This window comes from Stenotrophomonas sp. K-6 (assembly GCF_056861555.1).
The window spans coordinates 51563-75646 of record NZ_JBSPUC010000003.1 but is presented as its reverse complement, the minus strand read 5'-3'; the positions used below and the strand labels follow the sequence as shown (position 1 = coordinate 75646).

The 24084-nt window shown below is 65.0% G+C and carries 28 protein-coding genes and 1 tRNA gene; 8 read left to right on the top strand and 21 right to left on the bottom strand.

What is annotated here, in order from left to right:
- The first annotated feature begins 71 nt into the window (after nucleotides 1–71).
- The 4 genes from AC13F7_RS10765 to AC13F7_RS10750 all read left to right on the top strand — a co-directional run bounded on the left by AC13F7_RS10765 (nucleotide 72) and on the right by AC13F7_RS10750 (nucleotide 2406).
- Nucleotides 72–860: a MipA/OmpV family protein gene (locus tag AC13F7_RS10765; protein ID WP_483000246.1), complete on the top strand. Its 789-nt coding sequence runs from the start codon at nucleotides 72–74 to the stop codon at nucleotides 858–860.
- Nucleotides 861–862: 2 nt separating this feature from the next.
- On the top strand, nucleotides 863–1075 hold the full coding sequence (locus AC13F7_RS10760) for a hypothetical protein (protein ID WP_483000244.1): 213 nt from the start codon (nucleotides 863–865) through the stop codon (nucleotides 1073–1075).
- 39 nt (nucleotides 1076–1114) lie between these two features.
- On the top strand, nucleotides 1115–1531 hold the full coding sequence (locus AC13F7_RS10755; RefSeq protein ID WP_483000242.1) for a hypothetical protein: 417 nt from the start codon (nucleotides 1115–1117) through the stop codon (nucleotides 1529–1531).
- A gap of 107 nt (nucleotides 1532–1638) precedes the next feature.
- Complete coding sequence (locus tag AC13F7_RS10750) at nucleotides 1639–2406, top strand: transporter (RefSeq protein WP_483000240.1); 768 nt, start codon at nucleotides 1639–1641, stop codon at nucleotides 2404–2406.
- Between the two features lie 93 nt (nucleotides 2407–2499).
- On the opposite strand, the gene AC13F7_RS10745 is transcribed toward AC13F7_RS10750, so the two are convergent.
- The 11 genes from AC13F7_RS10745 to AC13F7_RS10695 all read right to left on the bottom strand — a co-directional run bounded on the left by AC13F7_RS10745 (nucleotide 2500) and on the right by AC13F7_RS10695 (nucleotide 12262).
- Complete coding sequence (locus AC13F7_RS10745; RefSeq protein ID WP_070425574.1) at nucleotides 2500–2673, bottom strand: DUF1328 family protein; 174 nt, start codon at nucleotides 2671–2673, stop codon at nucleotides 2500–2502.
- A gap of 181 nt (nucleotides 2674–2854) precedes the next feature.
- Entirely contained in the window at nucleotides 2855–4237 is a 1383-nt protein-coding gene (locus tag AC13F7_RS10740) for a CehA/McbA family metallohydrolase domain-containing protein (RefSeq protein ID WP_483000238.1), read from the bottom strand.
- 72 nt (nucleotides 4238–4309) lie between these two features.
- A complete protein-coding gene (locus tag AC13F7_RS10735; RefSeq protein WP_483000236.1) occupies nucleotides 4310–7360 on the bottom strand; it encodes a TonB-dependent receptor in 3051 nt (1016 codons plus the stop codon).
- Between the two features lie 160 nt (nucleotides 7361–7520).
- A complete protein-coding gene (locus tag AC13F7_RS10730) occupies nucleotides 7521–8567 on the bottom strand; it encodes a FecR family protein (RefSeq protein WP_483001010.1) in 1047 nt (348 codons plus the stop codon).
- A 5-nt stretch (nucleotides 8568–8572) separates the two neighbouring features.
- Complete coding sequence (locus AC13F7_RS10725) at nucleotides 8573–9097, bottom strand: RNA polymerase sigma factor (RefSeq protein WP_483000234.1); 525 nt, start codon at nucleotides 9095–9097, stop codon at nucleotides 8573–8575.
- 125 nt (nucleotides 9098–9222) lie between these two features.
- On the bottom strand, nucleotides 9223–10068 hold the full coding sequence (gene panB, locus AC13F7_RS10720) for a 3-methyl-2-oxobutanoate hydroxymethyltransferase (protein WP_483000232.1): 846 nt from the start codon (nucleotides 10066–10068) through the stop codon (nucleotides 9223–9225).
- Between the two features lie 414 nt (nucleotides 10069–10482).
- Nucleotides 10483–10764, bottom strand: a complete 282-nt coding sequence (locus AC13F7_RS10715) for a hypothetical protein (protein ID WP_483000229.1) — start codon at nucleotides 10762–10764, stop codon at nucleotides 10483–10485.
- Complete coding sequence (locus tag AC13F7_RS10710) at nucleotides 10764–11237, bottom strand: lysis system i-spanin subunit Rz (RefSeq protein WP_483000227.1); 474 nt, start codon at nucleotides 11235–11237, stop codon at nucleotides 10764–10766. Before AC13F7_RS10710 ends, AC13F7_RS10715 begins: the two co-directional genes overlap by 1 nt.
- A gap of 1 nt (nucleotide 11238) precedes the next feature.
- Nucleotides 11239–11457 (bottom strand): hypothetical protein, encoded by a 219-nt coding sequence (locus AC13F7_RS10705; RefSeq protein ID WP_421116847.1) that lies wholly within the window; start codon nucleotides 11455–11457, stop codon nucleotides 11239–11241.
- Entirely contained in the window at nucleotides 11454–11780 is a 327-nt protein-coding gene (locus tag AC13F7_RS10700) for a hypothetical protein (RefSeq protein ID WP_483000225.1), read from the bottom strand. The genes AC13F7_RS10705 and AC13F7_RS10700 overlap by 4 nt, the downstream gene beginning before the upstream one ends.
- The gene (locus tag AC13F7_RS10695; protein WP_483000223.1) at nucleotides 11780–12262 is read right to left on the bottom strand and encodes a glycoside hydrolase family 108 protein; all 483 of its coding nucleotides are present in this window, start codon (nucleotides 12260–12262) and stop codon (nucleotides 11780–11782) included. Before AC13F7_RS10695 ends, AC13F7_RS10700 begins: the two co-directional genes overlap by 1 nt.
- Nucleotides 12263–12381: 119 nt before the next feature.
- Between AC13F7_RS10695 and AC13F7_RS10690 the strand changes: the two genes are divergently transcribed.
- The 3 genes from AC13F7_RS10690 to AC13F7_RS10680 all read left to right on the top strand — a co-directional run bounded on the left by AC13F7_RS10690 (nucleotide 12382) and on the right by AC13F7_RS10680 (nucleotide 14622).
- Nucleotides 12382–12660, top strand: a complete 279-nt coding sequence (locus tag AC13F7_RS10690) for a hypothetical protein (RefSeq protein ID WP_483000221.1) — start codon at nucleotides 12382–12384, stop codon at nucleotides 12658–12660.
- A gap of 1220 nt (nucleotides 12661–13880) precedes the next feature.
- The gene (locus tag AC13F7_RS10685; RefSeq protein ID WP_483000219.1) at nucleotides 13881–14417 is read left to right on the top strand and encodes an SHOCT domain-containing protein; all 537 of its coding nucleotides are present in this window, start codon (nucleotides 13881–13883) and stop codon (nucleotides 14415–14417) included.
- A gap of 13 nt (nucleotides 14418–14430) precedes the next feature.
- Entirely contained in the window at nucleotides 14431–14622 is a 192-nt protein-coding gene (locus tag AC13F7_RS10680) for a hypothetical protein (protein ID WP_483000217.1), read from the top strand.
- Here AC13F7_RS10680 and AC13F7_RS10675 read toward each other — a convergent pair.
- Nucleotides 14608–15657 carry a hypothetical protein gene (locus AC13F7_RS10675; RefSeq protein WP_483000215.1) on the bottom strand — a complete coding sequence of 350 codons (1050 nt, stop codon included), beginning with the start codon at nucleotides 15655–15657 and terminating at the stop codon, nucleotides 14608–14610. The genes AC13F7_RS10680 and AC13F7_RS10675 overlap by 15 nt on opposite strands.
- An 11-nt stretch (nucleotides 15658–15668) precedes the next feature.
- Here AC13F7_RS10675 and AC13F7_RS10670 point away from each other — a divergent pair, with 11 nt between their 5' ends.
- Nucleotides 15669–16034 (top strand): tyrosine-type recombinase/integrase, encoded by a 366-nt coding sequence (locus AC13F7_RS10670; RefSeq protein WP_483000213.1) that lies wholly within the window; start codon nucleotides 15669–15671, stop codon nucleotides 16032–16034.
- A gap of 81 nt (nucleotides 16035–16115) precedes the next feature.
- On the opposite strand, the gene AC13F7_RS10665 is transcribed toward AC13F7_RS10670, so the two are convergent.
- The 9 genes from AC13F7_RS10665 to thrS all read right to left on the bottom strand — a co-directional run bounded on the left by AC13F7_RS10665 (nucleotide 16116) and on the right by thrS (nucleotide 24083).
- Nucleotides 16116–16192: transfer RNA gene (locus AC13F7_RS10665), tRNA-Pro, on the bottom strand.
- Between the two features lie 67 nt (nucleotides 16193–16259).
- Complete coding sequence (locus AC13F7_RS10660; RefSeq protein ID WP_019182707.1) at nucleotides 16260–16616, bottom strand: MerR family transcriptional regulator; 357 nt, start codon at nucleotides 16614–16616, stop codon at nucleotides 16260–16262.
- Nucleotides 16597–16896, bottom strand: a complete 300-nt coding sequence (locus AC13F7_RS10655) for an integration host factor subunit alpha (protein ID WP_005410432.1) — start codon at nucleotides 16894–16896, stop codon at nucleotides 16597–16599. Before AC13F7_RS10655 ends, AC13F7_RS10660 begins: the two co-directional genes overlap by 20 nt.
- A 26-nt stretch (nucleotides 16897–16922) precedes the next feature.
- Nucleotides 16923–19304: a phenylalanine--tRNA ligase subunit beta gene (pheT, locus tag AC13F7_RS10650; protein ID WP_483000210.1), complete on the bottom strand. Its 2382-nt coding sequence runs from the start codon at nucleotides 19302–19304 to the stop codon at nucleotides 16923–16925.
- A 90-nt stretch (nucleotides 19305–19394) separates the two neighbouring features.
- Entirely contained in the window at nucleotides 19395–20390 is a 996-nt protein-coding gene (locus AC13F7_RS10645; protein WP_483000208.1) for a phenylalanine--tRNA ligase subunit alpha, read from the bottom strand.
- Nucleotides 20391–20585: 195 nt separating this feature from the next.
- A complete protein-coding gene (gene rplT / locus AC13F7_RS10640; RefSeq protein ID WP_017355264.1) occupies nucleotides 20586–20945 on the bottom strand; it encodes a 50S ribosomal protein L20 in 360 nt (119 codons plus the stop codon).
- 10 nt (nucleotides 20946–20955) lie between these two features.
- On the bottom strand, nucleotides 20956–21153 hold the full coding sequence (gene rpmI, locus AC13F7_RS10635; protein ID WP_017355265.1) for a 50S ribosomal protein L35: 198 nt from the start codon (nucleotides 21151–21153) through the stop codon (nucleotides 20956–20958).
- A gap of 437 nt (nucleotides 21154–21590) precedes the next feature.
- Nucleotides 21591–22130: a translation initiation factor IF-3 gene (infC, locus tag AC13F7_RS10630; protein WP_172407481.1), complete on the bottom strand. Its 540-nt coding sequence runs from the start codon at nucleotides 22128–22130 to the stop codon at nucleotides 21591–21593.
- A 48-nt stretch (nucleotides 22131–22178) separates the two neighbouring features.
- Nucleotides 22179–24083, bottom strand: a complete 1905-nt coding sequence (gene thrS / locus AC13F7_RS10625; protein ID WP_346471900.1) for a threonine--tRNA ligase — start codon at nucleotides 24081–24083, stop codon at nucleotides 22179–22181.
- Nucleotide 24084: the final 1 nt, after the last annotated feature.

Below are 24084 nucleotides of genomic sequence, written 5' to 3'. Positions count from 1 at the left end.
GCCAGACGTAACGTTCCGACAATGTAGTGCGCCCACCATGACACTCCGGTTGTTCCCCCCTCGGCAGGTCCATGCACGTCCGTTTCCGTTCCCCGCGTCCGCTTTCCGCTCTGTTTGGCCTGGCGCTGGCCAGTACGATGACCGCCGCCAGCGCCCAGGCCGCCGATGCCCCGGAAGGAGGCAAGAAGGGCAGCATCGGCATCGCCGTCGTCGCTCTCAAGGCGCCCTACGCCGGCTACGATACCGATCGCCTGGCCGCCCCGATCCTCAGCTGGGAAGGCCGTTCGTTCTTCTTCCGCGGTGGCAGCGTGGGCTATCGCCTGCACCAGACGGCGCAGTCCGAACTGGCCTTGACCGCCTCGCCGTACGTGATGCGCTTCAAGCGCCGCGACAGCCACGATCCGCAGCTGCGCCAGCTCGACAACCGCAGCCTGTCCGGCATGCTCGGCGTCTCCTGGCGGCACCAGGCCGAGTGGGGCGTACTGCAGGCCAACGCGCAGGCCGAAGTCACCGGGCACGGGGGCGGGTTCTCGGCCGATGCCCGATACGCGTACCCGCTACCGGCCGGCCGTGTGACCTTCATGCCTGCGGTGGGCGTGACCTACACCAGCGCCGCTCTCAACGACTACTACTTCGGCGTCAGTGAACACGAAGCCGCCCGCAGCGGCCTGTCGCAGTACTCGGCCGGCAGCGGTGTTTCCCCATACATGGACATTGCTGCGGTCATGCCGCTGGGACCGCGTTGGACCGCGACCGCGTCGATCCGGCGCACCTCGCTGGCCGATGCGGTGCGCGACAGCCCGATGACCCGCGGCAACCACATGGATACCGCCGCCCTCTCCCTCAGTTACGGATTCTGATCATGCGTCAGGGAATCGTACGTCGTGTCGCGGATCTGGCCCTGCAGATCGAGCCGGACCGCGCCGCCGTTCTTGAATGGATTCTGCATTCCCCATTGCCCGCGCTCGACGGGCAGACCACGTTCGAACTGGCCTGTCATGGCCAGGGCGAACGCGTGGTGGCGCTGTTGGGCAGCCTGCTGCGGCAGGGTGATACGGCCCTGCCCCGCATCTGACGTTTCCTTGTTTTCCCCACCGGTGTTCTGGAGGCGCGAATGAACAACGCAACCAATACCTGCCTGCTGCAAGCAGCCAATGATGACCTCGCCGTCCACGCGATCGTGGCCAACCTCCACCGCGCGATCCAGCACCGCATGGACCGCGACGGCCAGACACACGGCCGCTTTTCGCGGGCCTACATTGCCGAGATGTTCGAAGTCGCGCATGCCATCGGGACCGACTGCCGTCCTTACCAGGCCGACGCGGAGTGGATCGCCGCACGACGGGCATGGCTGGATGCCGTGCTGGACGACCATGCCGACGAGCGTCGCGACGCGCGGCTGACGGCCGCACGCCACGCGGCCGATGGCGTCGTCCTCGACGCCTGCCGGCTGGGGCGCGATGCGATGCAGGCGGCAGCGGGCGTGCGCATGCGCGATGCGTTGATTGCGATGACCTGGCCAGCACACTGAGCGGCGTCGAGACCTGCACGTGACCGCGTGAAACAGCGTGCTACATTCCGGCCAACGGGCAGGCTGACTGCTCTTCATGCCGGTATCGCCCGGCCCGGAGCGTGTCCATGCGATGTTCGGCCCTGCTGGTGTCCCTGCTGTTCTGCGGTGCTGTGCACGCCCAGGACGCGCCGCCGGATATCGCCTTCGATCGCCCGGGCATCGGTTTCGCCGCCTCGACACTGCCCCGCGGTGGCGTCGCGCTGGAGGCGGGACTGCCCAGCTTCAGCCGCGACCGCGACGACGCGGGTGTGCTGAGCACGCAGTACAGCGCCGACATCACGCTCCGGATCGGATTGGCCGAACATCTCGAACTGCAGGCCTTCACCTCGCCCTGGAACCACCTGCGGGTGGCGCCGCGTGATGCGCCAGCCGGACGCAGCAGCGGTGCCGGCGATGTGGGCGTCGGGCTGAAGGTCGCCCTGCCCTTGTCATCGGAAAAGCACGCCGTGGCGCTGCTGGCCAGCACCACCTTCGCCACCGGCTCGCGCGACTTCAGCGAGGGCGCGACACAGTACGCACTGGGTGCGAGCTATGAGTACGATTTTGATGATCGCTGGACCGGCGCGCTGTACGCCAATGTGACCCGCGGTGGCAGCGAGGACAGCGTCACGTGGGCACCAAGCGTGAGCTTCGCTGCCACCGAAACCGTGAGCACCTATCTGGAGCTCGGTTTCACCGATACCCACGACGAGCCCTCGACCCGGATTGCGGGTGCCGGCGTCACCTGGATGGTGAAGCCCCGCGTGCAGCTGGACGCGTCGTTCGACGTGGGATTGAACGATGACAGTCCGGACATCCAGGCTGGGCTGGGGGTATCGGTGTATTTCGAGTAAGCCTTGCGAGGCACCTGCTGTGTCGCCAACGAAAAGGCCTGCGCGAAACCGCGCAGGCCTTTGTCTGGAACCGCAGCGTATTTGTGCCGCGGGTCAGGTCACCTTCTTGGCGACGGTCATGCCCAGCACGAACAGCACCACGGCGATGATGATGCCTGCCCAGAACAGGAACTTGGCGATGCCGATGGCGGCGCCGCCGATGCCCGCGAAACCCAGGGCGCCGGCGATCAGGCCGATGACTGCAAAAATGATGGCCCACTTGATCATGATGATCCTTTCCCCGAATCGGGTTGAATGACAGGCCTTCACAGTAGCCAGCCGGCTGTCTCACCTTCGTGAACGCGCCGGCTGAACGGCGTGAAGTCAGGCGGCCGGCCCCACGCGCATTTCCGCCGCCTGATAGCGCAGCCCGGAGAACGCACGGCCTCGTCAGCTCACCGACGCCAACTCAGCGCGCGACCTCGACAAACACGGGATTGGAATAGAACCACAGGTCCTGCCAGGGATCTTCGCCTGGCACATCGGGCAGCGGCGTCACCTCACGGGTACTGCTGCCGCGTGCACGGACAAAACCGCCCCGGGCCGGAACCGGCAGCACCCAGGACACCGAACGCCATGGGCCGTCCACCTGCCAGTCGCTGGCGCGGAACACACGGGTCTGCATGACGGGTGTGTTGCCGTCCCCCGGGCTGCCCACGATCAGCTCGATGTGGTCCAGCACCGGGTGCTGGCCCGCGTGATTGGCTGAGGCCGGCACACGCACCCGCAGCGTCACGCGCATGGGTGCCGCGGTGGACAGCGACAGCGTGCCGCCCATCGTTGCACTGCGTGCACCCTCTCCGTCCGTACTGACCCGCAGCTCAAGTGCATCGATCAGATCGTCGGTCACCGCGAACATGCGCCCGTGGCGAAGGCCATCAAGGATGTCACCGGCATCCCGACGCGCCCAGACATGGGTCTTGCTGTACTGGCCGGGATCAAAGTCACTGCCGCCATTGCGCTGATTGACGTGCGAATCGGAGCTGGCCGTGATCCAGAAACGATGGCCTTCCGAGAGCAGCGTGTCCCAGATGCCGCCGACCGTTGCGGTCATCTGGTCAAAGCCGCCCATCGTGGGTGCGTCTGCATTGCGATACAGGCCGCGATGGATACGGGTGGCCTGATGGCCGGGGGCACCTTCCATGCCGACCAGCACCTGCGGCGCGGTGGCGTGCCAGGCACGCAATTCATCGGGCTCGACATCCCCCCAACGGCCCATCGCCGTGGCGGTACGCGAGGGGTGATTGATGAACATCAGCGGCAACGGCGACAGTGCGCCCATGTGGGTCAATGCATCGAGCATGGTCTGCCCGTCGTCGCGGCTTCCCTGCACGGGTTCACTGCGGCTGTAATCGCGTTCGATCGTGATCAGCTGTTCGCGCTCGTCAGGGCCGGGCGCGATGATCAACGAGGCGTGCTCGGCAGCCGGCACATCGAATTCCATGCCGTTGAACTGGATCAGCGTGGGCACGTCGCGTCGGGCCTGCAGCAATGCCGGCCACGCGTGATCGCGAGTGACCGCCGAATGGCCTGGCCCACCGTGATCGGTATGGACCATCCAGGTCAGGCCGTTGGCCAGCGCCTGCCGGGCGTTGTGGGTGCGGCTGTAGGACGAATCCCCGCCGCGGACCGGGGTCGGCGGCGTGGTGCGATGGTCCCAGTCCACGCTCCACTCGCTGTGGACATGGTGGTCGCCGGCCTGCCAGCTGCGGTCAGCATCGTCATCGGACGCGCGCGAGATCGCTGGCCACGCCAGCACAGCCGCAAGCGGCAGGAAGAAGAAATGTCGCATCGGGGTTTCTCACAAGCGGGCGGCAGCATCCGGGGCGCGCGCACGCGCTCCCGGATGCACCGCGGAGGTGGCTCAGAAGTCTGCGCGCAGGCCGAGGCTGATCCGGCGGCCGGAGCGCTCGTACATCGTCGGGAACGCGGGATCCATCGTGTACCCGGTGGTCGCCTGGTTGGTCAGGTTGATGCCCTTCAGGCTCAGCTTGATGTTGTCGGTGACGCGGTAGCCGATCGACACATCCACCTGGCCGTAGTCATCGCGCCAGATCGGGTACATGTTGTAGCCGATCGATTCGACGTACTCACCCTTGTGGTTGTACGACACGCGCGCGTCGAAGCGGTCGTTCTCGTAGTAGACGGTCATGTTGTAAGACTTCTCGGAGAGCCCCGGCATCGGCGTGCCCACGCCCAGATCGGATTCGCCAGCCAGCGAGCTGTCCAGAATCGTGTAGTTGGCGTTGATGCCAAAGCCTTCCAGCGAACGGTGCAGCATGCTCAGCGGCAGCTGCGCGATCAGCTCCACACCCTTCACCACATAGGTGCCATCGGCGTTGATCGGCTGGTACACGTCGAAATCATACGTGCCGTTGAGCGAGCCGTTGGCGTTGTAGACCGCCACATCCGGTACCACGCCGGTCAGCGCATTGATCACCACGCCGTCGATCTTCTTGTGGAAGTACGAGGCCGCCAGCAGCCCGCCGTTGTCCAGGTACTTCTCCAGACCCAGCTCCCACTGCTTGGCATAGGTGGGCTGCAGGTCCGGGTTGCCATCGGTGAAGCGGAACGAGCTCCAGCTGGCGGTGCGCTTGTAGGCGATATCGGTCAACGCCGGGCGGATGAAGGTCTTGGAGGCGGCACCTCGCAACAGCAGGCCCTCGGCCAGTTCGGCAGTGGCATTCAGGCTCGGGAGCAGATCGTTGTAGCTGCCTTTGCGCGACACGGGCGTGTCGGTATACCCGGTGGTGCCGTCTGCCCGCTGGATCGGGTGGAAGCCGGAGGACTGCACCGAGGTATCCACATAGCGCACGCCGGCGTTGATCGAGACCGGCACGCGGCCCACATCGAAGCCGATGTCGCTCATGGCGTACAGGCTGGTCACGTTCTCATCGACCCGGTAATACTGGCCCGGATCGAACGGCGTCGCAAAGCCCGGATAGCGGAAGGCGCTGCGTGCGTAGTCATTGGAGACCATCTTCCAGTCCAGGTCCTTCACCGAGTAGCCACCACCCGGCACGATATCGCCGATCGACTGCAGCGGGCTGTCGGCCAGGGTGCGCTTGTTCACCCAGCTGTTGTTGCCCGCGCCCGGTCCGTAGATCTTGGCCTCGCCGTACTCGCGCTGCTTGGACTTGTCGGTGTAGCGCGCGCCGAACTGCACGCTGCGCAGCGCCGGCAGGAAGGCCAGATCCAGCGCTTTGGTGACATCGACCTGCGCGGCGTACTTGTCATCGCTGACCTTCTCCAGCGTCGTCTCATAGGCTTCGAACAGGTACTTGTCCGAGGCGTTGTACATGTCGATGCTGGCCGGGTTGGCGCTGGGAATCGTCTCGCCGCTCTTGCCGGTCCAGCGGGTCCGCGAGGGCGCGTAGGCCACATGCTTGAGGTTGCTGGCGTCCAGGGTCTTGTCGGCGCCGGAGTAACCGACCATCGCATCCACACCCCAGGTGTCGCCCTGCCAATCCATCGCCACGCTGTACTGGCTGAAGTCGGTCTTGTTGATCCGCTCCTTGCTCAGCATTTCGTGCTGGGTGGCGGTGTAGGACACATCGCGCAGCACCACGATCCCATACTGCGACAGCGTGCTGGCGTCGTAATCGTGGATGGTCTCCAGCGTGCTGCGGCTGGACGCCGAATATGCCGCCGCGTCGTACTCGTCTTCGGTGGTGTCGTAGCCGCCGCGCATCGCATCGAAGGTCAGGCTGAAGCGGCTGCTCGGCTTGTACTGCAGCGAGGCGGTAGCACCCCACTTGTCCTGGTCGTTGACGAACACGCGGTCGCCCACCTTGTCCTGGAACACGATCAGGTTGCTTTCATCGGTGTTGTTGCGGTTCTTGACCACCACGCCGGCATCGCGTGCCAGCACGGCCGCAGCCTGCGTGCCGCGCGTGCCCGAGGCACCGAGGAAGCGCGACATCGGGCGGAAGTTGATGCCCGAGGTCGCGTCCGTGCGGTTGCTGCGCTTGGCGGTGGCAAAGGACACCAGGCCGCCCCAGTCGCCCCAGGTATCACTGGCCAGGAAGGAGAACTTCGGGTCCACCTCTTCGGAGATCGAGTTGTGCGCCCCTTCCACCGACGCCACCAGCTTGCGGCCGGTGTAATCGAACGGGCGCGCGGTGGAAATCTGCACCGAGCCGGCGATGCCGCCCTCTTCATCCGCCGCCGTCGGCGACTTCAGCACCGTCACCTGCTGGATGATCTCCGAAGCGAAGATGTCGAATTCGATGTCACGGCCGCCGCTGCCCGATGCCGTGGCCAGGTTGTTGATCGAGACATGCGTGTAATCCGACGGCAGGCCACGCACGTTGACGCGGCTGCCCAGACCCTTGTCACGTTCGATGGTCACGCCTGGCATGCGCTGCAGGGCTTCGGCCAGGTTCTGCTCGGGAAAATCGGCCACGTCGGTGGCCACGATCGAGTCGGAGAAACCGATGGTGGCGCGCTTGATGTCCACGGCCTGCTCCAGGCTGCGGCTGTAACTGCCGACCACGTCGATGCGCTCCAGCTGCTGCAGGCCGGCATCGCCGGCGCCCGCGGGGGCCGCTTCAAATGCCACGGCCGATGTGGCAACGGGCACGGCGGATGTCCCCGACGGTGCGGTATCACTGCGCGCCTCGATGGTCACCGTGGTGTCGTTGAGATAGCGATAGCGCAGGCCGGTGCCGTCCAGCAGCTGCTCCAGGGCCTGCTGCGGAGCCAGCCCGGCCGGCATCGCGCGGGTGCGCGGGTTGCCGGCCTGCTGCGCGTTGTAGACGAACTGCAGGCCGGTCTGGCGCGACAGATCGTTGAGTGCACGGTCGAGCGGCTGGGCGGGAATCGCCTCGCTGGCCACGCGGGTCTCCTGCGCGGTAGCGGTAACGGCGGCGCTCTGCAGGGCAAGAGCGATCGAAAGGAAAAGAATGCGGCGCATCGTAGAAGTCCAGTGGGGTGGTATGAGCGTCGCGAGACGGAATCGTTCGCGCTTGCCTGGACTACGAGGTCGTAAGGCGAAGATCGGGCACCGGTATTTCGATGAATTTTTTTTGACAGCCGTTCGGCATGCACTGCGCGATGACGCGGGGATAGCGCAGTTACCGTTGTTTCGCGCTGGTTTCCGCCACCGATCGGCTGCTCACGTGGATCTGCTGGTCGACCACGCGCGTTCGCAGCGATGGCTGCTGATCGAGGAAGGTGCGAAGCGATGCAAGATCATCGCCACGCAGGTTGCCGGTCAGTCGCAGTGCCCCGGCGACATCGTCGTCCACCTTGAGGCGGACACGGTTGAGCCGGTTGAACTGCTCGGCCACCTCGCGCAGCGGTTCGTCCTGGAACACCACGCGTCGTCGCCACCACGCGGTCATCGTGTCGGTGTGCTGCTGGCGGAGGCTGACAGTCTGATCGCGGTAGTCGATGTGCGCACTCTGGCCTGCGCGAAGATCGGCGAGCAGCCGGCCCTGGCCCGAGTCGCCGCGGATCTGCACGCTGCCCTCGGCCACCTCGATCCGCGCTTGCTCGCGCCGCAGCGACACGTCGAAGGTCGTGCCGATGTCGCGTACCTCCAGCCCTGCCGCATGCACGGCAAAGGGACGGCGTTCCTCGGCCACCACAAAGCTGGCCTGCCCGCGCGACAGCTCCACACGTCGGCTCAACAAGGTGAAGCGGATCGACAGCTCGCTCTCTGCGTTCAGATGCACCACGGTGTGATCGGGCAGCGCGAAGCTGCGCGGCGCACCGTGCGCCGCCACGTAGTGCCGTGTCTGTGGCCAGGCCATGTGGCCGACAACCCCCACCCCCAGCAGCAACGCGGCCGCGGCGGCGATACCCGGCAGGTGGCGGCGTGATGCGCGCGATGCCACGGGCGGCGGAGGTCGCCGCCGCACCGGCAGCGCCACCACGTTGTCGTCGGCTGCCGGTGGCCCTGCTGCGATCAGCGCATCCAAGTCCACCGCCATGCCGCGCAGCGCATCGCTGAGCTCGCTGGCCACCCGGCTGACCGTGATGTACTCGCGCAGATGCGCCGGTGAGGTCACCAGCCACTTCATGAACTGGCGTTGCTGCTCGGGGGTCACCCCGCCCTGGCGCTGCAGCGCATGCCAGTGTGCGGCCTCGTTGGCGAGGGACGGGCGTGGGGACGGCATCTCGCTCACCACGCCTCCGCATGCGCGGCCAACGCACGGCGACACACGGAGAGCCCGCGCACGACATGCTTTTTGACCATGTGCGAGGACACGCCCAGCCGCTCGGCGATCTCCCTGTAGCTGAGCCCGTCGCGATACTGCATCACCAGCACAGCGCGGGTGTGCTCGGGCAAGGTGCCCAGCAGCGTCTGCAGGTGCGTGCGGCGCTGCTCACGCGCGGCGACGTCCTCCACGGTTTCCTCGCCGGTCAACAGCGTGGTGAGGTTCTCAAGATCATCGATGGGCAGCATCGACCAGCGTCGGCGCGCGGCCTGCTCACGTGCAAGATTCTGCGCGACAGTGAACAGGTATGCCTCCGGATTGGCGATCGCATCGCCTTGATCCTCATGTGCGCGCAGCAGGCGCAGATAGGTTTCCTGCACCATGTCTTCGGCATCCTGACGCGCACCGCGGCGGGTGAAGAATCCCCTCAACACCGGCCCCTGTTCCTGAAACATGCGCGCCAAACGCCGTTTTGCGTGCTCGGCCACGATCCCACCTCACCCCCAGGTGCGGCGAAGGTACGTGGCCCGCATGACGATTCGATGACGCAGGCGACACGGTACCGCCGCGCGGCGATACCGTGGACACGCGTCTCAGACGGTGCGTGCGTCGATCAGAACGTGTGTTCCGGGCCGGGGAACGTGCCTGCCCCCACCTCTTCCGCGAACTCACGCGCGGCCTTCTGCAGCAAGCCGTGCATGTCCGCGTACTGCTTCACAAAGCGCGGCAGCTTGCCGGTGCGCAGCCCCGCCATGTCCTGCCAGACCAGCACCTGTGCATCGCAGTCGCTGCCGGCCCCGATGCCCACCGTCGGAATCTTCAGCGCGGCGGTGATCTGTGCGGCAACCGCGCCCGGCACCATCTCCATCAGCACCGCAAAGGCACCAGCGGCCTCCAGCGCGCGCGCTTCCTCGATCAGCCGTGCGCCATCCTCGCCCCGCCCCTGCACGCGGAAGCCACCGAGCTGGTGCTCCGATTGCGGGGTGAAGCCGATGTGCGCCATCACCGGGATGCCGCAGCTGACCAGCTTTCGCACCTGCGGCACCATCTCGATGCCGCCTTCCAGCTTGACCGCGTGGGCCCCGCCTTCCTTCATGAAACGCACCGCCGTGTGGAAGCACTGCTCCGGCGAGGCCTGATAGGAACCGAACGGCAGATCGGCGATCACCAGCGGCCGCCGCGTGCAGCGGCTCACCGCGCGCACCAGCGGCATCAGCTCATCGACCGTGACGGGCAGCAGCGAGTCGTTGCCGAAGACGTTGTTGGACGCCGAATCGCCGATCAGCAGCACCGGAATGCCAGCATCTTCGAAGATCGCCGCGGTGTACATGTCGTAGGCGGTGAGCATGGCCCACTTCTCGCCGCGCTCTTTCATCTGCTGCAGATGCGGGATGCGCACGCGCGGTGCCGGGACCGGGGAGCTGCCCGGGGACGCGTAGGGATGGAGCTGTTCGGTCATGCGAAGCATCCTGGTGGAGAACAACGTGGGATCAGAGTGTGCCGGCTCCGCGCCGCTACAAGAAGGTGATTCGGAAGAGATGTGCGACCGGCGTACTACGCACCGGCGGCATCCGCACAACACGACAAAGCCAAAGCGATCGCCACGTTGATAGAGCTGCGGTATGACGGGCAACCTACAGCAGCCCAAAAGAAAAAAGGCCTGCGCATCGCTGCACAAGCCTTTATTCGAATCACCAACATTGGTCGGGACGGCCGGATTTGAACCGACGACCCTCTGCCCCCCAGGCAGCGCCCCACACCTGGCTATGTCATTGACTGGAAAGGGATCGAGCTTGCGCGGCCGCCTACGAAAAGTGGCAATCCCTGCATATACCGATCAATGAGTTACGGGCCGATAGGGGGACGCCTCGCATTACTCCCCGCTCTTCTCCCACCACCTAGCCCTGCCCCTACCCTTGCGCCTGCCGACGAGTGCGGCCAGCTTCTGGATGTTGGCCGGAATCTCGCGGATCAGCTTCCAGAGGGTGGCCACCGCATTCTGTTTCTCGGGCGGCGGGTTGATGATCTGGGCCGCCGTCAGCAGCTTGCCGTCCGACCCATACAGGTTCTTGCCCAGAGTCGCACCGGCGTTGCCGTCGTCGAGCCTGACGACGCGCCCCAGCTGGTCCTTCAGTTTGATCTTGCGATCGGCCATCAGGGCGTCTCGGCGCGGTCCGCTGCAATCACGGCTTGGCAGGCGCGGAGCTGGTCGTCGGCATCTCGACCGATTCGAACAACTCGGCCCGCAAACTCTTCTCGGCGCTGGGTGGCCGCATCACGTTCGAGGGCGCCGGCTGCGGTCTTGGACAAGAGGTCGGTGTGGCACGCGGCGAGGTCGTTGCGCAGGCGGAGAGCACCAGAGCGCAGGTCAGCCACAACAGCATCAGCGACGGCCGGGGCCGCAGCGCGATCTTCTTCATGCTTCACTCCGATGGCGGCCAGTTTGTCGGCCTGGGTGTGTTCGGTGGCGCGGGTCTGGTTGACCTGCTCGACCACCGTGGCGCTGGTGCTGGCCTGCTGCCGGGCTTCGACGCCCTCAGCGCGATCACCGCGCCATGCCCAGCCGACCCCGAACATGGCAGCCGACCAGGCCACGAAGGCCAGCACAGTGATCAGGGTGCGATTCATTTCAGGCTCCCGGCGAGCGGCGCCCGCCCACGTTGAAGTAGTAGCCGCAGACCATGCCCAGCGCGGTCGTCAGGCCGCCCACCAGGCCGATGAACACGTCCTTGTTCTGCTCAGGAAGCGGGATCGCTGCCAGCACTGCCATGGCGGTGCCTACGAGGAAAATGATCAGGATGGCGATGCCGGCTCGGGCCGCACCGATGTTTCGGGTCGCGAAGCTCATGCGGCACCTGCCAGTGCGTGGATTTCCCGCAGCGCCCAGTGGTAGAGCGGCTGGTCGATGACCGTGACCCGGGTGATTTCCTTGCCGCGCACCACCCGCACGACCACCTCGGTGGACTGCTGGATGGCCAGCAGCACGAACGCGATCTTCTGCTTCGTGGAATCCGGCTCCTGCAGTACCGCCAAGGCGTCGCTCACCATCGCCCGGATGGTCGAGAGCAGCTCGGCGGTCGGGATCTTGGTCCTTCCGTCCAGCACCACCAGCACGCCCTGTAGCTGGCTGACCGGCGACAGCTTGGCGGCCTTCATCCGTGCGGCGGCCATCAGTTGTCCTTGGCGGCGTACCGCAGGTTCCCGGCCACGCGCCGCGTCCAGCCTTTGCCGAACGTGTCGAAGGTGCCCAGCTTGGCGTAGAACTCCAGTCGTTCGGCGTTGAACAGCAGCACCAGGTCCGCCGGATCCTGCGCCGCGATTGCGGCCATGGTGCGCGGTCCGATGATGCCGTCGTCGGCCACGCCTGCGGCGCGCTGGATCCAGCGAACCGAGTTCCCGATGCCGTGGTTCACCGCAGCATCCACCGCCTGGAAGGCGAAGGCGCGAGGCAGGCTGTCGCCCTGAACCCGCTGCCAGAAGTCGCGGCGGTAGATCTCGATCGCGTCCTTTCGGGTGAGCGCGCGGATGTTCAGATGGGGATACGATCGCTTGCTGATGCCCCACTGGGTCTCGCCGCCCGGATCCCGGGGGTTGTTCACGTAGCCGCCCTCGTGCGCGAGGATTCGGTCAATGATCTGGTCGAACTGGCTCATGGATGGCCCCTGGTTTTGACGGGGCCATGCTGCCGGGACTGAGGGGTGGTTCAACGGATCAGCTACGATGCGGCCAGGCCCCGGATCGGCCGGGGTCCCAACCGCAAGGAATTCAGAGGATGGCTTACAACCTCTTCATCGCATACGACCTCATGACACCGGGGCAGCACTACGACGCGGTCAGAAATGCGATTAAGGATCTCGGCCAGTGGCACCAATTCCAGCTCTCACTCTTCTACGTGCATACCCAGTACAGCGCCGCGGAGGCTTACAACCGGATTCTCGCGGTCATGGATGCCAATGACCGATTGGCTGTGATCGACGCTCGTGCAGGCGTGGTCACTGATTGGGACATGCCGCCCATCGCCGAGATCAACGAGATTTGGAACCGGCCATGAGGGGAAGCGATCGGGGGTAGTTCCGCCGATCTGCTCGAATCTGCCCATGGGTGCCTCTCCTCTGCTGGGGAGAGGCCACCCTACCCCCGCCCCCGGGCCGGTCAACGGATCGGATAGGATGCGACCAGGCCCCGGATTGGCCGGAGCTACCATGGAGATGGCAATGAGTTACCCAGCAGACGCTTTCGTCCGACGATCTCCGCGCGATGCATCGCGTGGCAGTCTGATACACGTCCGAGAGACTTGGACTTTCAATGTGGACGCGGGCACTGCGGATGAGCCCAAGTTCAAGACCCTTTTCCTCACTGGGCCAGCCATCGGGCACATCTACCACGCCCTTTCGGACGTCGGTATAGCGACTGCCCCGGGTGTTGAAGTCGAGATCCGAATCCCCGACCCCAAGGCCTGTGCGACAGATCGCAGCGCCCCGTCCCCAGGCGCGGTAGTGATACCCATAGACGGCAAACCTGAAATATGGGGACACAACCCGAGTTCAGTTTACGAACGAAGCGGCTACAAACTGAATGGGGAACTGGTGCCGGGAGAAGATCATCAGCATTCGCCCTTCCTCCACTTTCCGCACTACGAGGTTTGGCTGAAGCGGGACGGGAAGCTGCTCGGAGACTCTCCGCTGTTCGTCGTGGGTCCCTGAGGCTTCAGCACCGGCCGCCCCCCGCGGCCGGTGGTCCTTGCGAAAGAAACCCTAGACTTCCCCACTGCCCTTAAAACAATAGGAAATTTATGCCACTACTTGAAAACGAGATAAAACCGGGCACAGTTGCATTCCTGGACCCTGCTGCACTTTATGAGAACGCCGCAGTAAATCGCTCAGATGATAAGCATGTGTTCCGCCCCGGCCCTTTCCTATGTGTCGCCGAGCATGAAGGAACTAGTACATGGCTGAATATCACGAGCCAGAGAGACCGGCGCGGGCTGCGATTGGAGCTCCGCTCACAATGGCGCCTAGAAGGCAGCCACTTGTGGCGGAAATCGCCACAGTTTATCAATGATGCCCGAAAGCCATTTATCGGACCCAACGAAGCTTTCGTTGCAGCGTCGCACAAGGAACGTGACTATCATCCAAATCTGCGCCCTCAGATTTCCGTCGCAGGCGTTGAAGCGGCCATTCTTGAAATCGAAAGGTATCGGAGCAAGTCAGGAGACCCGCCCGCAGGCGGAGTATCATCTGCGCGACCGCCAGAGGGACCTGAGGGACCATCATGAAACTTGCCATGGGCTTGCTGATCGCCCTTTCCCCCGCGCTTGCTGGCGCTCAACAGACCGGCTGGGAGGCCGTTGGGAAGACTCTCGGCAGCCGGGAGGGGGCTGCCATGCAGATAGTGCAGACCAGTACGCCGGCGCAGGTGATAGCAGGTGAAGTGAGCGCCTGCCTGAAGTCTTCGGTACTTCGGCTTGCCTCACCGAATGAAAGCGTTGCGGCCATCGCGGCCGCGGCCAAGAACGCCTGCGCACACAAGCGGTCCGAGTTTTACAGCGCGGTCTACAACGAGAATCGGGCTGAACTTGGAAACATTGGCGCTATCCGAGTCGCCAACAACGTGCTTGCCCGCTACGACGCTGCCATTGATGCTGGTTTGCCAGAAGACGTGATCCTGGCCAAGCAGCGGGCATCATCAACGAGCGCTGGTAGCAACAGGCTTTCTGATATTCGAGAGCTGAAAATGCTGCTGGACAGCGGCGCCCTCTCACAGGAAGAGTTTGAATCCGAGAAGCGAAAGATCCTTGAAGGCAAGTAAAGCGGAGAAGATGATGAGCGGCGACCGATTCAAAGATGCCGGGCAGTTTGAGCCCGAGAAAGCCTGGAGCGATATCCAGAAGGCTAACCAGCGCCGATCGGCCGGTGCGCGGCACCCGATGCGTATGCGGGACTACCTGATCGTCGCAGGGGGAGCCGCCGCGCTGATCGGCATCCCCCTCATCGTCATCTCATTCTTCCTCTGAACCCTCGAGCGCGGCAGCGAGATCTGCCGCCGCCTCGTCATTGTTCTCGGCGGCAATCCGCTTCAACACGTTGATCTGCGCCGGCAGTGCACCAATCGGCGTATCGGTATTCCGCGCCAACCAGTTGACCGTCCTCGGACTGGTGAGTGCCCTGGCCGTCAGGTTGGCAAGACCGCCGCCCGCGACCAGCTTCGCCAAGGTCGGGAGGTCGCCAGTCAGAATGGACATGGCCAGGCCGCCGCCGTAGCCGAACGACGCGACCTGCGCCGCGGTGCCCGACGGATTGCGCAGCACCCCCGAGCCGTCCTTGATGCTCTCAGCGACCCGCGCAAGCTTGTCGATGTCCTCGGACACCTTGCCACCGTATCGGTTGAACAGGGTCGCACGCGCCTCCGGGCTGACCTTGTTCCAGTTGTTCAGGAACGTTGCTGCCGAGAAGACCTCTCCCGCAGCGTCCTGCGCACCCGGATTCGCCAACCCCATGCGCCGGATAACGGCCGCAGTAACGTCCTTCTGGGCATCCACCGGAAGCGACCTCATTACCGATCGCAGCACCGTTGCGCCCTCTTTCGCGCCGCTCATCGCTGCTTGGAAGATTCGCTCGGGGCCACCGTTGCGATCCACGACGCCTTCCAGCAGTTCCAGGCGCTTCTGCGACTTCTTGTAGTAGTTGTTCGCCCGCTTCAGTGCTCGCTCCGCGTCCGGTCCAGCCTGCCGCGCGGCGTCGGCGATGTCGTCGGTGAGGGCGCCATACAACTGCCGCAGCTGGGCAGTGGGCTTATCCGGGGTGAGGCTGAAGTTGAATGCCTCCTCGCCAACCCGAGTCCGCAGACCCTTCACCGCCTCGTAGGGCAGTGCCACGCCGTTGCCGGCTGCCAAGTCTGTGGCCAGGTTCTCTGCGATCCTCCCGAGTTCCGGGTTGATAAGCGCGCCGGTGGTCGCCTCGGCGCCAGGCGTGGGGGCGGTCATCGCAGCCAGAGTCTGCTGGGTGCGGGACAGCGGGACGGGGGCGTCGGCCGGGATGTTGCGATCCACCTGCCAGTACAGTGCGCGCCGCGTCGCCTTGGTGCTTCGAGCGAAGGTATCGACACCCTCCCGAATGGAGCGCCCGGCGCCCTCGGCCGTCGGACAAACGCGCAGCGGCGCGGCAGCACCACACGCAGGTCATGCCGGAACAGGTGACTCGAGCATTCCTCGACGCGCGCGAAGCGGCCGGTATCAAGGGCGACAACCCGCCGAGCTTCCACGAAATCCGCAGCTTGGGCGGGGCTTTGCTGAGCGAATCCGGTTGGGCGATCGAGCAGGTGCAGGGCCTGATGGGCCACTCGTCCACGTCGATGACAGAGCACTATCTGGAAGGTCACGACACCCCTTGGCAGGAAGTGCAGACCGGCAGTGTGCTGGTTCGATAGGGGGAGAATAGGGGGACAATAGGGTGACGCAAAAAAAAGGCCCGCGCATTGCTGCGTAGGCCTTTGTTTTTATTACCAGTTTGGTCGGGACGGCCGGATTTGAACCGACGACCCTCTGCCCCCCAGGCAGATGCGCTACCAGGCTGCGCTACGCCCCGATGATGCTGGCAATGTCCCCGCCTCTCAGCGGGCCGACGAGTATAACGGGTTTGCGTGAAAAATGGTTCAGCGGCGCAGCAATTGCAGCACTTCTTCCAGTTCCATCCGCGTCTGCTTGATGATCTGGTTGCTCAGCGCCGATTCTTCGCGCGCATCGGCACCTTCCAGGCGCAGCCGCGCGCCCCCGATGGTGTAGCCCTGCTCATAGAGCAGGCCGCGGATCTGGCGGACCATCAGCACGTCGTGGCGCTGGTAGTAGCGGCGGTTGCCGCGGCGCTTGGCCGGCTCGAGACTGGGGAACTCGGTTTCCCAGTAACGCAGCACGTGCGGCTTGACGTCGCACAGTTCGCTGACCTCACCGATGGTGAAGTAGCGCTTGGCCGGTATCGGCGGAAGTTCTCGGTTACTGCCCGGATCCAGCATATGCCTCTACCCTTTCCTTGAGCTTCTGGCCCGGACGGAAGGTGACCACCGTACGGGCGGAAATCGGAATTTCCTCACCGGTCTTGGGGTTGCGACCCGGGCGCTGGTTCTTGCGCCGCAGGTCGAAATTCCCGAAGCCGGACAGCTTCACCTGACGTCCCTGTTCCAATGCTTCGCGCAGCACATCGAAGAACGCGTCGACAAATTCCTTGGCTTCGCGCTTGTTCAGACCGACTTCGTCGAACAGCTTTTCGGCCATCTCCGCCTTGGTCAATGCCATTGCCTGCTATCCCCCATGCTTCCCGCTCAACCGCGGATCCGAGCGTGATGTTCACGCTCCATGGCAGAGACCGCCTCGGCCACCACCGCATCCACGTCGCGGTCCGTCAGAGTGCGCGACTTGTCCTGCAAAATCAAGCCCATAGCGAGACTCTTGAACCCCGGCTCGACCCCCTGGCCGACGTAACGGTCGAACAGGGTGACCTCCCGCAGCAGCGGGCCGACGGCCCGGCGCAGGGTCGCTTCCAGGTCCGCCCAGGCCGCGGCCTCGGGCACCAGGAAGGCCAGGTCCCGGCGCATCGACGGGAAGCGCGACAGCTCGGTCGCGCGCGGCAGTGCGCGGGTGGCCAACGGCACCAGGTCCAGCTCGAAGGCGAACACGTCCACGTCGATATCCATGGCCTTGGCCAGGCGCGGGTGGATCTGGCCGATCCAGCCCAGGCTGACGCCGTCACGGGAGACCTCGGCCGAGCGTGCCGGGTGGCCATACGGACGCTGCGACGGCGTGAACACCAGCTCGGCGCCACTGGCTGCGGCCAGCGATTCCAGGTCGCCCTTGAGGTCGTGGAAATCGACCTTGCGGGTCGGCAGACCCCACTGCTGGGTGTCGGCATCGCCACAGATCGCGGCGGCCACGCGCTGGGTTTCCAGCGGCGCGGGCTGGCCTTCGCCGGCCTGCTGATGGAATACGCGGCCCAGTTCGAACAGGCGCACGCGGCCCAGCTGGCGGGCGGCATTGCGGCCCAGGGTGGCGACCAGGCCCGGCAGCAGCGACGGGCGCATCACCGCCAGTTCGGCCGACAGCGGGTTGGCCAGCGCGACCAGGCCCTCGTCCAGCTGCCACTGCGCAAGCAGCGCGGCATCGACGAAGGCGTAGTTGATGGTTTCCTGCAGATCGCGGGCGACCAGCTGGCGGCGCACGCTGAGGTCGTCCAGGCGGGTCTCGGTCGGCATCGCCACGCGCGAGGCACCACCCGGCAGCGTGGTCGGGATCTGCTCGTAGCCGTGGATGCGGGCCAGCTCTTCGATCAGGTCTTCTTCGATGGCGATATCGAAACGGCGGCTTGGCGCGGTGACCTGCCAGCCATCGGCGGTCGCGGCCACGTCCATGCCCAGCGCGCGCAGGATGCGCTCCACATCGGCATCGGCGATCTGGATGCCCAGCACGCGCGCGATCCGGGCGCGGCGCAGGCCGATGGTGGCGGTCGCCGGCAGGTCGGCTTCGCGCACGGCCTCGGTGACCGGCGCCGGGGTGCCGCCGGCCAGCTCCAGGATCAGGCGGGTGGCGTACTCGATCGCGGTGCGGGGCAGCACCGGGTCGACGCCGCGCTCGAAGCGGTGGCCGGCATCGGTGTGCAGGCCCAGCTTGCGGCCGCGGCCCATGATCGCGGCGGGCGCGAAGTGCGCGGCCTCCAGGAACACGTTCGTGGTGTCGTCGGTGACGCGCGTATCGAAGCCGCCCATCAGGCCGGCCAGCGCGATCGGGCGGTCCGCATCGGTGACCAGCAGGAAGCTGTCGTCCAGCGCGGCATCGCGGCCGTCGAGCAGCTTCAGGGTTTCACCCGTGCGCGAACGGCGCACGCCGATGCTGCCCTGCAGGGTGCCCAGATCGAAGGCATGCATCGGCTGGCCGAGTTCCAGCATCACGTACTGGGTGACGTCCACCAGCAGCGAGACCGGGCGCACGCCACTGCGGCGCAGGCGCTCGGCCATCCACAGCGGGGTCGCGGCGCGGGCGTTGACGCCCTCGATCACGCGACCGACGTAACGCGGGGCTTCGGCACCGGCATCGAGCTGGATCGTCAGCTCGCGCGTGCCCACGGCGGCGACCGGCGCAGCGTCGAACGGCACCACTTCACTGGCGCACGCGGCGGCCACGTCGAAGGCGATGCCGCGAATGCTGAAGCAGTCGGCGCGGTTGGGGGTCAGCTTGATCTCGATGCTGGCATCGGGCAGGCCGAGATACTCGACCAGGGTCTGGCCGACCGGCGCATCGTCCGGCAGTTCGAACAGGCCCGAGGCATCGGTGTCCAGGCCCAGTTCCTTGGCCGAGCACAGCATGCCGTTGGAGTCCACGCCACGCAGCTTGGCCGGCCAGATCTTCAGATCGCCGATCTGCGCACCGACCATCGCCAGCGGCGCGACCAGACCCGGGCGCGCGTTCGGCGCGCCACAGACGATCTGCAGGTGCTCGCCCTGTCCCGCATCGACCTGGCAGATCTGCAGGCGGTCAGCTTCGGGATGGCGTTCGGCGGAGATGATCTTGGCCACGACCACATGCTGCAGGCCATCACCCAGCGCATCGACCTCTTCCACTTCCAGACCGATCGCGGTCAGCACCGCGCTGAGTTCATCGCGCGAGACGGTGGTCGGGACGTGGCTGCGCAGCCAGTTTTCAGAGAATTTCATGGTGTCACCCTGGTGGACCCGGCGCAGGCGCCTGGGCCGTGATGAATGGTGGTGCGACGTCGCGCCGGGGTCGGCCCGGCGGTTCCGCTGTTACGCAAACTGCTTCAGGAACCGCACGTCATTTTCGAAGAACGCGCGCAGGTCGTTGACGCCGTAACGCAGCATCGCAAAGCGCTCCACGCCCAGGCCGAAGGCGAAGCCGGTGTAGCGCTCCGGATCGATGCCGACGCTGCGCAGCACGTTCGGATGGACCATGCCGCAGCCGAGCACCTCCAGCCAGCGGGTGCTGCCGTCGGGCTGCTGCCAGGCGATGTCCACTTCCGCGCCGGGTTCCACGAAGGGGAAGTAGCTGGGACGGAAACGCATCTCGAAATCGCGCTCGAAGAACGCGCGCACGAACTCGGACAGCGTGCCCTTGAGATCGGCAAACGTGGAGTGCTCATCGACCAGCAGACCTTCCACCTGGTGGAACATCGGCGAATGGGTCTGGTCGCTGTCGCTGCGGTACACCTTGCCGGCCGCGATCATGCGCAGCGGCGGTGCGTGCTCGCCCATGTAGCGCACCTGCACACCGGAGGTATGCGTGCGCAGCAGGCGGCCATCGCCGAAATAGAAGGTGTCGTGCATCGCGCGCGCCGGGTGGTGCGGGGGGAAGTTCAGCGCTTCGAAGTTATGCCAGTCGTCTTCGATTTCCGGGCCTTCGGAGAGCTCGTAACCAAGGCGGCCGAAGATCTCGGTGATGCGCTCCAGGGTACGGGTCACCGGGTGCAGGCCACCGCGCTCATCGCGACGGCCCGGCAGGGTGATGTCGATCGCTTCGGCGGCCAGGCGCGCGTCCAGCGCAGCGTCTTCCAGCACGGTCTTGCGATCACCCAGCGCGCTGCTCAGCGCGTCTCGGGCACGGTTGATGGCTTCGCCGGCGGCTTTGCGCTCGTCGGCCGGGAGACCACCGAGCTGCTTGAGCTGGGCGGTGATGCTGCCGTTCTTGCCCAGCAGGGCCACGCGCAGGACTTCCAGCGCATCGGGGCTCTGGGCAGCGGCCACGTCGGCCAGTGCCTGCGTGGTCAGGGATTGGATGTCACTCATGGATAGCCGGAGCCTCGCGTCGGTATGCCATCGCGATGCGCGTCGGGCCGACCCCCGTCGCCACCGCTGTCGATCGATGGCACCGGGAGGGCCACCGCCAACACAAAAAAGAATGGGGAAGGACTTGCGCCCTTCCCCATGCATTTGCCTTACCCACAGCCATTGCGCGTGAACGGCAACGGCAGGGGAATGGACTTATGCCGCCAGTGCGCCCTTGGCCTTTTCGGCCAGTGCAGCAAAACCAGCTGCGTCGTGCACGGCGATGTCAGCCAGAACCTTACGGTCCAGGGTGATGCCGGACTTGAGCAGGCCGTTCATGAAACGGCTGTAGCTCAGGCCGTTGATGCGGGCAGCCGCGTTGATGCGGGTGATCCACAGCGAACGGAAATTGCGCTTCTTCTGCTTACGACCGATGTAGGCGTACTGCTGTGCCTTGATCACGGCCTGCTTGGCAACGCGGAAGACCTTGCGGCGAGCGTTGTAGTAACCCTTCGCCAGGGTCAGAATTTTCTTGTGGCGGCGACGCGCCTGTACGCCACGCTTTACTCGTGCCATGGGTCAGTCCTCAGAGGTAGGGAAGCATACGGTTCAAACGGCCTGCGTCTTCTGCACGAACATGGTTCGTCTGACGCAGATTGCGCTTCCGCTTGGTCGACTTCTTCGTGAGGATGTGGCTACGGTTGGCGTGGCCAGCCTTGAACTTGCCGGACGCGGTCTTGCGGAAGCGCTTGGCCGCCGCCCGGTTGGTCTTGATCTTGGGCATTGCTATGTCCTTGATGATGTTTTGTCACTGACCAGGGCGGTGGCATTGCCACACTTTCCGTCCGTGCCCTTGCCTGCTTGTAAGCCCGGGATCCCCTATGGGAACCAGGCCGGTCCTGTTTGCCGTTGAAACAGCGTGCCTTTGTGGGGCGGGAAACCGTTCAAAACAGCACCCCCGCAAAACGGGGCCGCCCATTATGCCCGTGAATCCAGGCAGTTGCAAACGCTTGATTGGGCGGGTGTTTACCGGTGCCGGCAGGCGTGGAACGCCCAGCGGACGGGCCGCAGGAGGCTGCGGCCACGGCAAACGGCAGCAGGCGCCTGAAAAGGCGCCCGTGCCTTGCAACGCGAATCTGAAGCACTCGACGCCGGCGGCGCCGGCAGCCGGGCATGGCCCGGCTCTGCGCCCCGCCCGTCCGGGCTGGGACCGATGGCCGCTTACTTCTTCTTCGGCGCGATCATCATCACCATCTGCCGGCCTTCAAGGCGCGGACGGGACTCGATCACGATGTCTTCGCCCAGATCACCTTCGATCCGGTTGGCCATCTCGCGACCCAGTTCCTGATGGCTCATTTCACGGCCACGGAAGCGGATGTTGACCTTGATCTTGTCGCCCTCTTCCAGGAACCCGCGCATCTTGCGCAGCTTGATCTGGTAATCACCTTCATCGGTGACCGGGCGGAACTTCACTTCCTTGATCTCGACCTGCTTGGTCTTCTTCTTGGCCTCGTTGGCCTTCTTCTGCGCTTCGAACTTGAACTTGCCGAAGTCCATGATCTTGCACACCGGCGGATCAGCCTGCGGCTGAATCTCGACCAGGTCCAGACCTTCGTCTTCGGCCATCGACAGCGCTTCGTCACGCGTCAACACGCCAATCATTTCTCCGTCGCTGCCGATCACGCGGACGCGCGGCACCCGGATTTCCTGATTCTTGCGGTTCTGTTTGTTGTCAGGGGTACTGATATTGCAATCTCCCAGAGGAATCAAACCGGCCCATCGCGGAGCATCCGCAGGGCCGGGACTTTCTTACACGGACTGTTCTGCCTGCAACCGCTCGATGAAGGCCTGGACGGACATGCTGCCCAGATCTTCGCCAGAGCGCGTACGCACGGCCACGGCGCCATTTTCCTTCTCACGGTCGCCAACCACCAGCAGGTACGGGACCCGCTGCAGCGTATGCTCGCGAATCTTATATCCGATCTTCTCGTTGCGCAAATCGGCGTTCACGCGGAAGCCTTGATCTGCAAGGGTTTTCCGTACTTCGCTGACGTATTCAGCCTGCGCATCGGTGATATTGGCCACCACCACCTGGGTCGGAGCCAGCCAGGACGGGAAGGACCCGGCGTGGTGTTCGATCAGGATGCCGATGAACCGCTCCATCGAGCCGACGATCGCCCGGTGCAGCATGACCGGGTGCTTCTTCTGGCTGTTTTCGTCCACGTACTCGGCGCCGAGGCGGCCGGGCATCATGAAATCGACCTGCATCGTGCCCAACTGCCAGGTACGGCCGATGGCGTCCTTGAGGTGGTACTCGATCTTCGGGCCATAGAAGGCGCCCTCGCCCGGCAGCTCCTGCCACTCCACGCCACAGTTGCCCAGCGCCGAACGCAGGGCGGCTTCGGCCTTGTCCCAGGTGGCGTCATCGCCCAGGCGCTTTTCCGGGCGCAGCGCGATCTTGATCTGGATCTCGTCGAAACCGAAGGTCGTATAGACCGCCAGCGCCTGCTGGTGGAAGGCCGTCACTTCGGCCTCGATCTGCGACTCGGTGCAGAACACGTGGCCGTCATCCTGGGTGAAACCACGCACGCGCAGGATGCCGTGCAGCGCGCCGGAGGGCTCGTTGCGGTGGCACGAACCGAACTCACCGTAGCGGATCGGCAGATCGCGGTAGCTGTGCAGGCCCTGGTTGAACACCTGGATGTGGCCCGGGCAGTTCATCGGCTTGACCGCGTAGGTGCGCTTCTCCGATTCGGTGAAGAACATGTTTTCCTGGTAGTTGTCCCAGTGGCCGGACTTCTGCCACAGCGACACATCCAGGATCTGCGGGCAGCGCACTTCGCCGTAGCCGCTGTCGCGGTACACACGGCGCATGTGCTGCTCCACCACCTGCCACAGCGCCCAGCCCTTGGGGTGCCAGAACACCAGGCCCGGGGCCTCTTCCTGCAGGTGGAACAGCTCCTGCTGCTTGCCGATGCGGCGGTGATCGCGCATTTCGGCTTCTTCGATGCGCTTGATGTAGGCCTCAAGCTGCTTCTTGTCGGCCCAAGCGGTGCCGTAGATGCGCTGCAGCTGCTCGTTCTTGGCATCGCCGCGCCAGTAGGCACCGGAAATGCGGGTCAGCTTGAAGGCCTTCAGGAAGCGCGTGTTGGGCACGTGCGGGCCGCGGCACATGTCCACGTATTCCTGGTGGTAGTACATGCCCATCGCCTGGATCTCCGGCGACATGTCCTCGATCAGGCGCAGCTTGTAGTCCTCGCCACGCGCCTTGAAGATCTCGATGACCTCCGCACGCGGGGTGACCTTCTTGATGACGTCGTAGTCCTGCGCGATCAGCTCGCCCATGCGCTTTTCGATGGCGGCCATGTCCTCGGGCGTGAACGGACGCTCGGAGTAGATGTCGTAGTAGAAGCCTTCGGCGATGACCGGGCCGATCACCATCTTGACGTCCGGGTACAGCTGCTTGACTGCATGGCCGACCAGATGGGCGGCGGAGTGGCGGATGATTTCCACGCCCTCCTCGTCCTTGGCGGTGATGATGCGCAGGCTGGCATCGTGGTCGATGACGTCACTGGCATCGACCAGCACGCCATCCACGGCACCGGCGATGGTGGCCTTGGCCAGGCCGGCGCCGATGGACTGGGCGACGTCCATGACACTGACGGGGTTTTCGAATTCACGGCGGCTGCCGTCGGGGAGCGTGATCGCGATCATG

Bases quoted from the DNA above. Each gene is read 5' to 3' on its own strand.
- AC13F7_RS10765 (WP_483000246.1), top strand. From the start codon at position 72: ATGCACGTCCGTTTCCGTTCCCCGCGTCCGCTTTCCGCTCTGTTTGGC.
- AC13F7_RS10760 (WP_483000244.1), top strand. From the start codon at position 863: ATGCGTCAGGGAATCGTACGTCGTGTCGCGGATCTGGCCCTGCAGATC.
- AC13F7_RS10755 (WP_483000242.1), top strand. From the start codon at position 1,115: ATGAACAACGCAACCAATACCTGCCTGCTGCAAGCAGCCAATGATGAC.
- AC13F7_RS10750 (WP_483000240.1), top strand. From the start codon at position 1,639: ATGCGATGTTCGGCCCTGCTGGTGTCCCTGCTGTTCTGCGGTGCTGTG.
- AC13F7_RS10745 (WP_070425574.1), bottom strand. From the start codon at position 2,673: ATGATCAAGTGGGCCATCATTTTTGCAGTCATCGGCCTGATCGCCGGC.
- AC13F7_RS10740 (WP_483000238.1), bottom strand. From the start codon at position 4,237: ATGCGACATTTCTTCTTCCTGCCGCTTGCGGCTGTGCTGGCGTGGCCA.
- AC13F7_RS10735 (WP_483000236.1), bottom strand. From the start codon at position 7,360: ATGCGCCGCATTCTTTTCCTTTCGATCGCTCTTGCCCTGCAGAGCGCC.
- AC13F7_RS10730 (WP_483001010.1), bottom strand. From the start codon at position 8,567: ATGCCGTCCCCACGCCCGTCCCTCGCCAACGAGGCCGCACACTGGCAT.
- panB (WP_483000232.1), bottom strand. From the start codon at position 10,068: ATGACCGAACAGCTCCATCCCTACGCGTCCCCGGGCAGCTCCCCGGTC.
- AC13F7_RS10715 (WP_483000229.1), bottom strand. From the start codon at position 10,764: ATGGCCGATCGCAAGATCAAACTGAAGGACCAGCTGGGGCGCGTCGTC.
- AC13F7_RS10710 (WP_483000227.1), bottom strand. From the start codon at position 11,237: ATGAATCGCACCCTGATCACTGTGCTGGCCTTCGTGGCCTGGTCGGCT.
- AC13F7_RS10705 (WP_421116847.1), bottom strand. From the start codon at position 11,457: ATGAGCTTCGCGACCCGAAACATCGGTGCGGCCCGAGCCGGCATCGCC.
- AC13F7_RS10700 (WP_483000225.1), bottom strand. From the start codon at position 11,780: ATGGCCGCCGCACGGATGAAGGCCGCCAAGCTGTCGCCGGTCAGCCAG.
- AC13F7_RS10695 (WP_483000223.1), bottom strand. From the start codon at position 12,262: ATGAGCCAGTTCGACCAGATCATTGACCGAATCCTCGCGCACGAGGGC.
- AC13F7_RS10690 (WP_483000221.1), top strand. From the start codon at position 12,382: ATGGCTTACAACCTCTTCATCGCATACGACCTCATGACACCGGGGCAG.
- AC13F7_RS10685 (WP_483000219.1), top strand. From the start codon at position 13,881: ATGAAACTTGCCATGGGCTTGCTGATCGCCCTTTCCCCCGCGCTTGCT.
- AC13F7_RS10680 (WP_483000217.1), top strand. From the start codon at position 14,431: ATGAGCGGCGACCGATTCAAAGATGCCGGGCAGTTTGAGCCCGAGAAA.
- AC13F7_RS10660 (WP_019182707.1), bottom strand. From the start codon at position 16,616: ATGCTGGATCCGGGCAGTAACCGAGAACTTCCGCCGATACCGGCCAAG.
- AC13F7_RS10655 (WP_005410432.1), bottom strand. From the start codon at position 16,896: ATGGCATTGACCAAGGCGGAGATGGCCGAAAAGCTGTTCGACGAAGTC.
- pheT (WP_483000210.1), bottom strand. From the start codon at position 19,304: ATGAAATTCTCTGAAAACTGGCTGCGCAGCCACGTCCCGACCACCGTC.
- AC13F7_RS10645 (WP_483000208.1), bottom strand. From the start codon at position 20,390: ATGAGTGACATCCAATCCCTGACCACGCAGGCACTGGCCGACGTGGCC.
- rplT (WP_017355264.1), bottom strand. From the start codon at position 20,945: ATGGCACGAGTAAAGCGTGGCGTACAGGCGCGTCGCCGCCACAAGAAA.
- rpmI (WP_017355265.1), bottom strand. From the start codon at position 21,153: ATGCCCAAGATCAAGACCAACCGGGCGGCGGCCAAGCGCTTCCGCAAG.
- thrS (WP_346471900.1), bottom strand. From the start codon at position 24,083: ATGATCGCGATCACGCTCCCCGACGGCAGCCGCCGTGAATTCGAAAAC.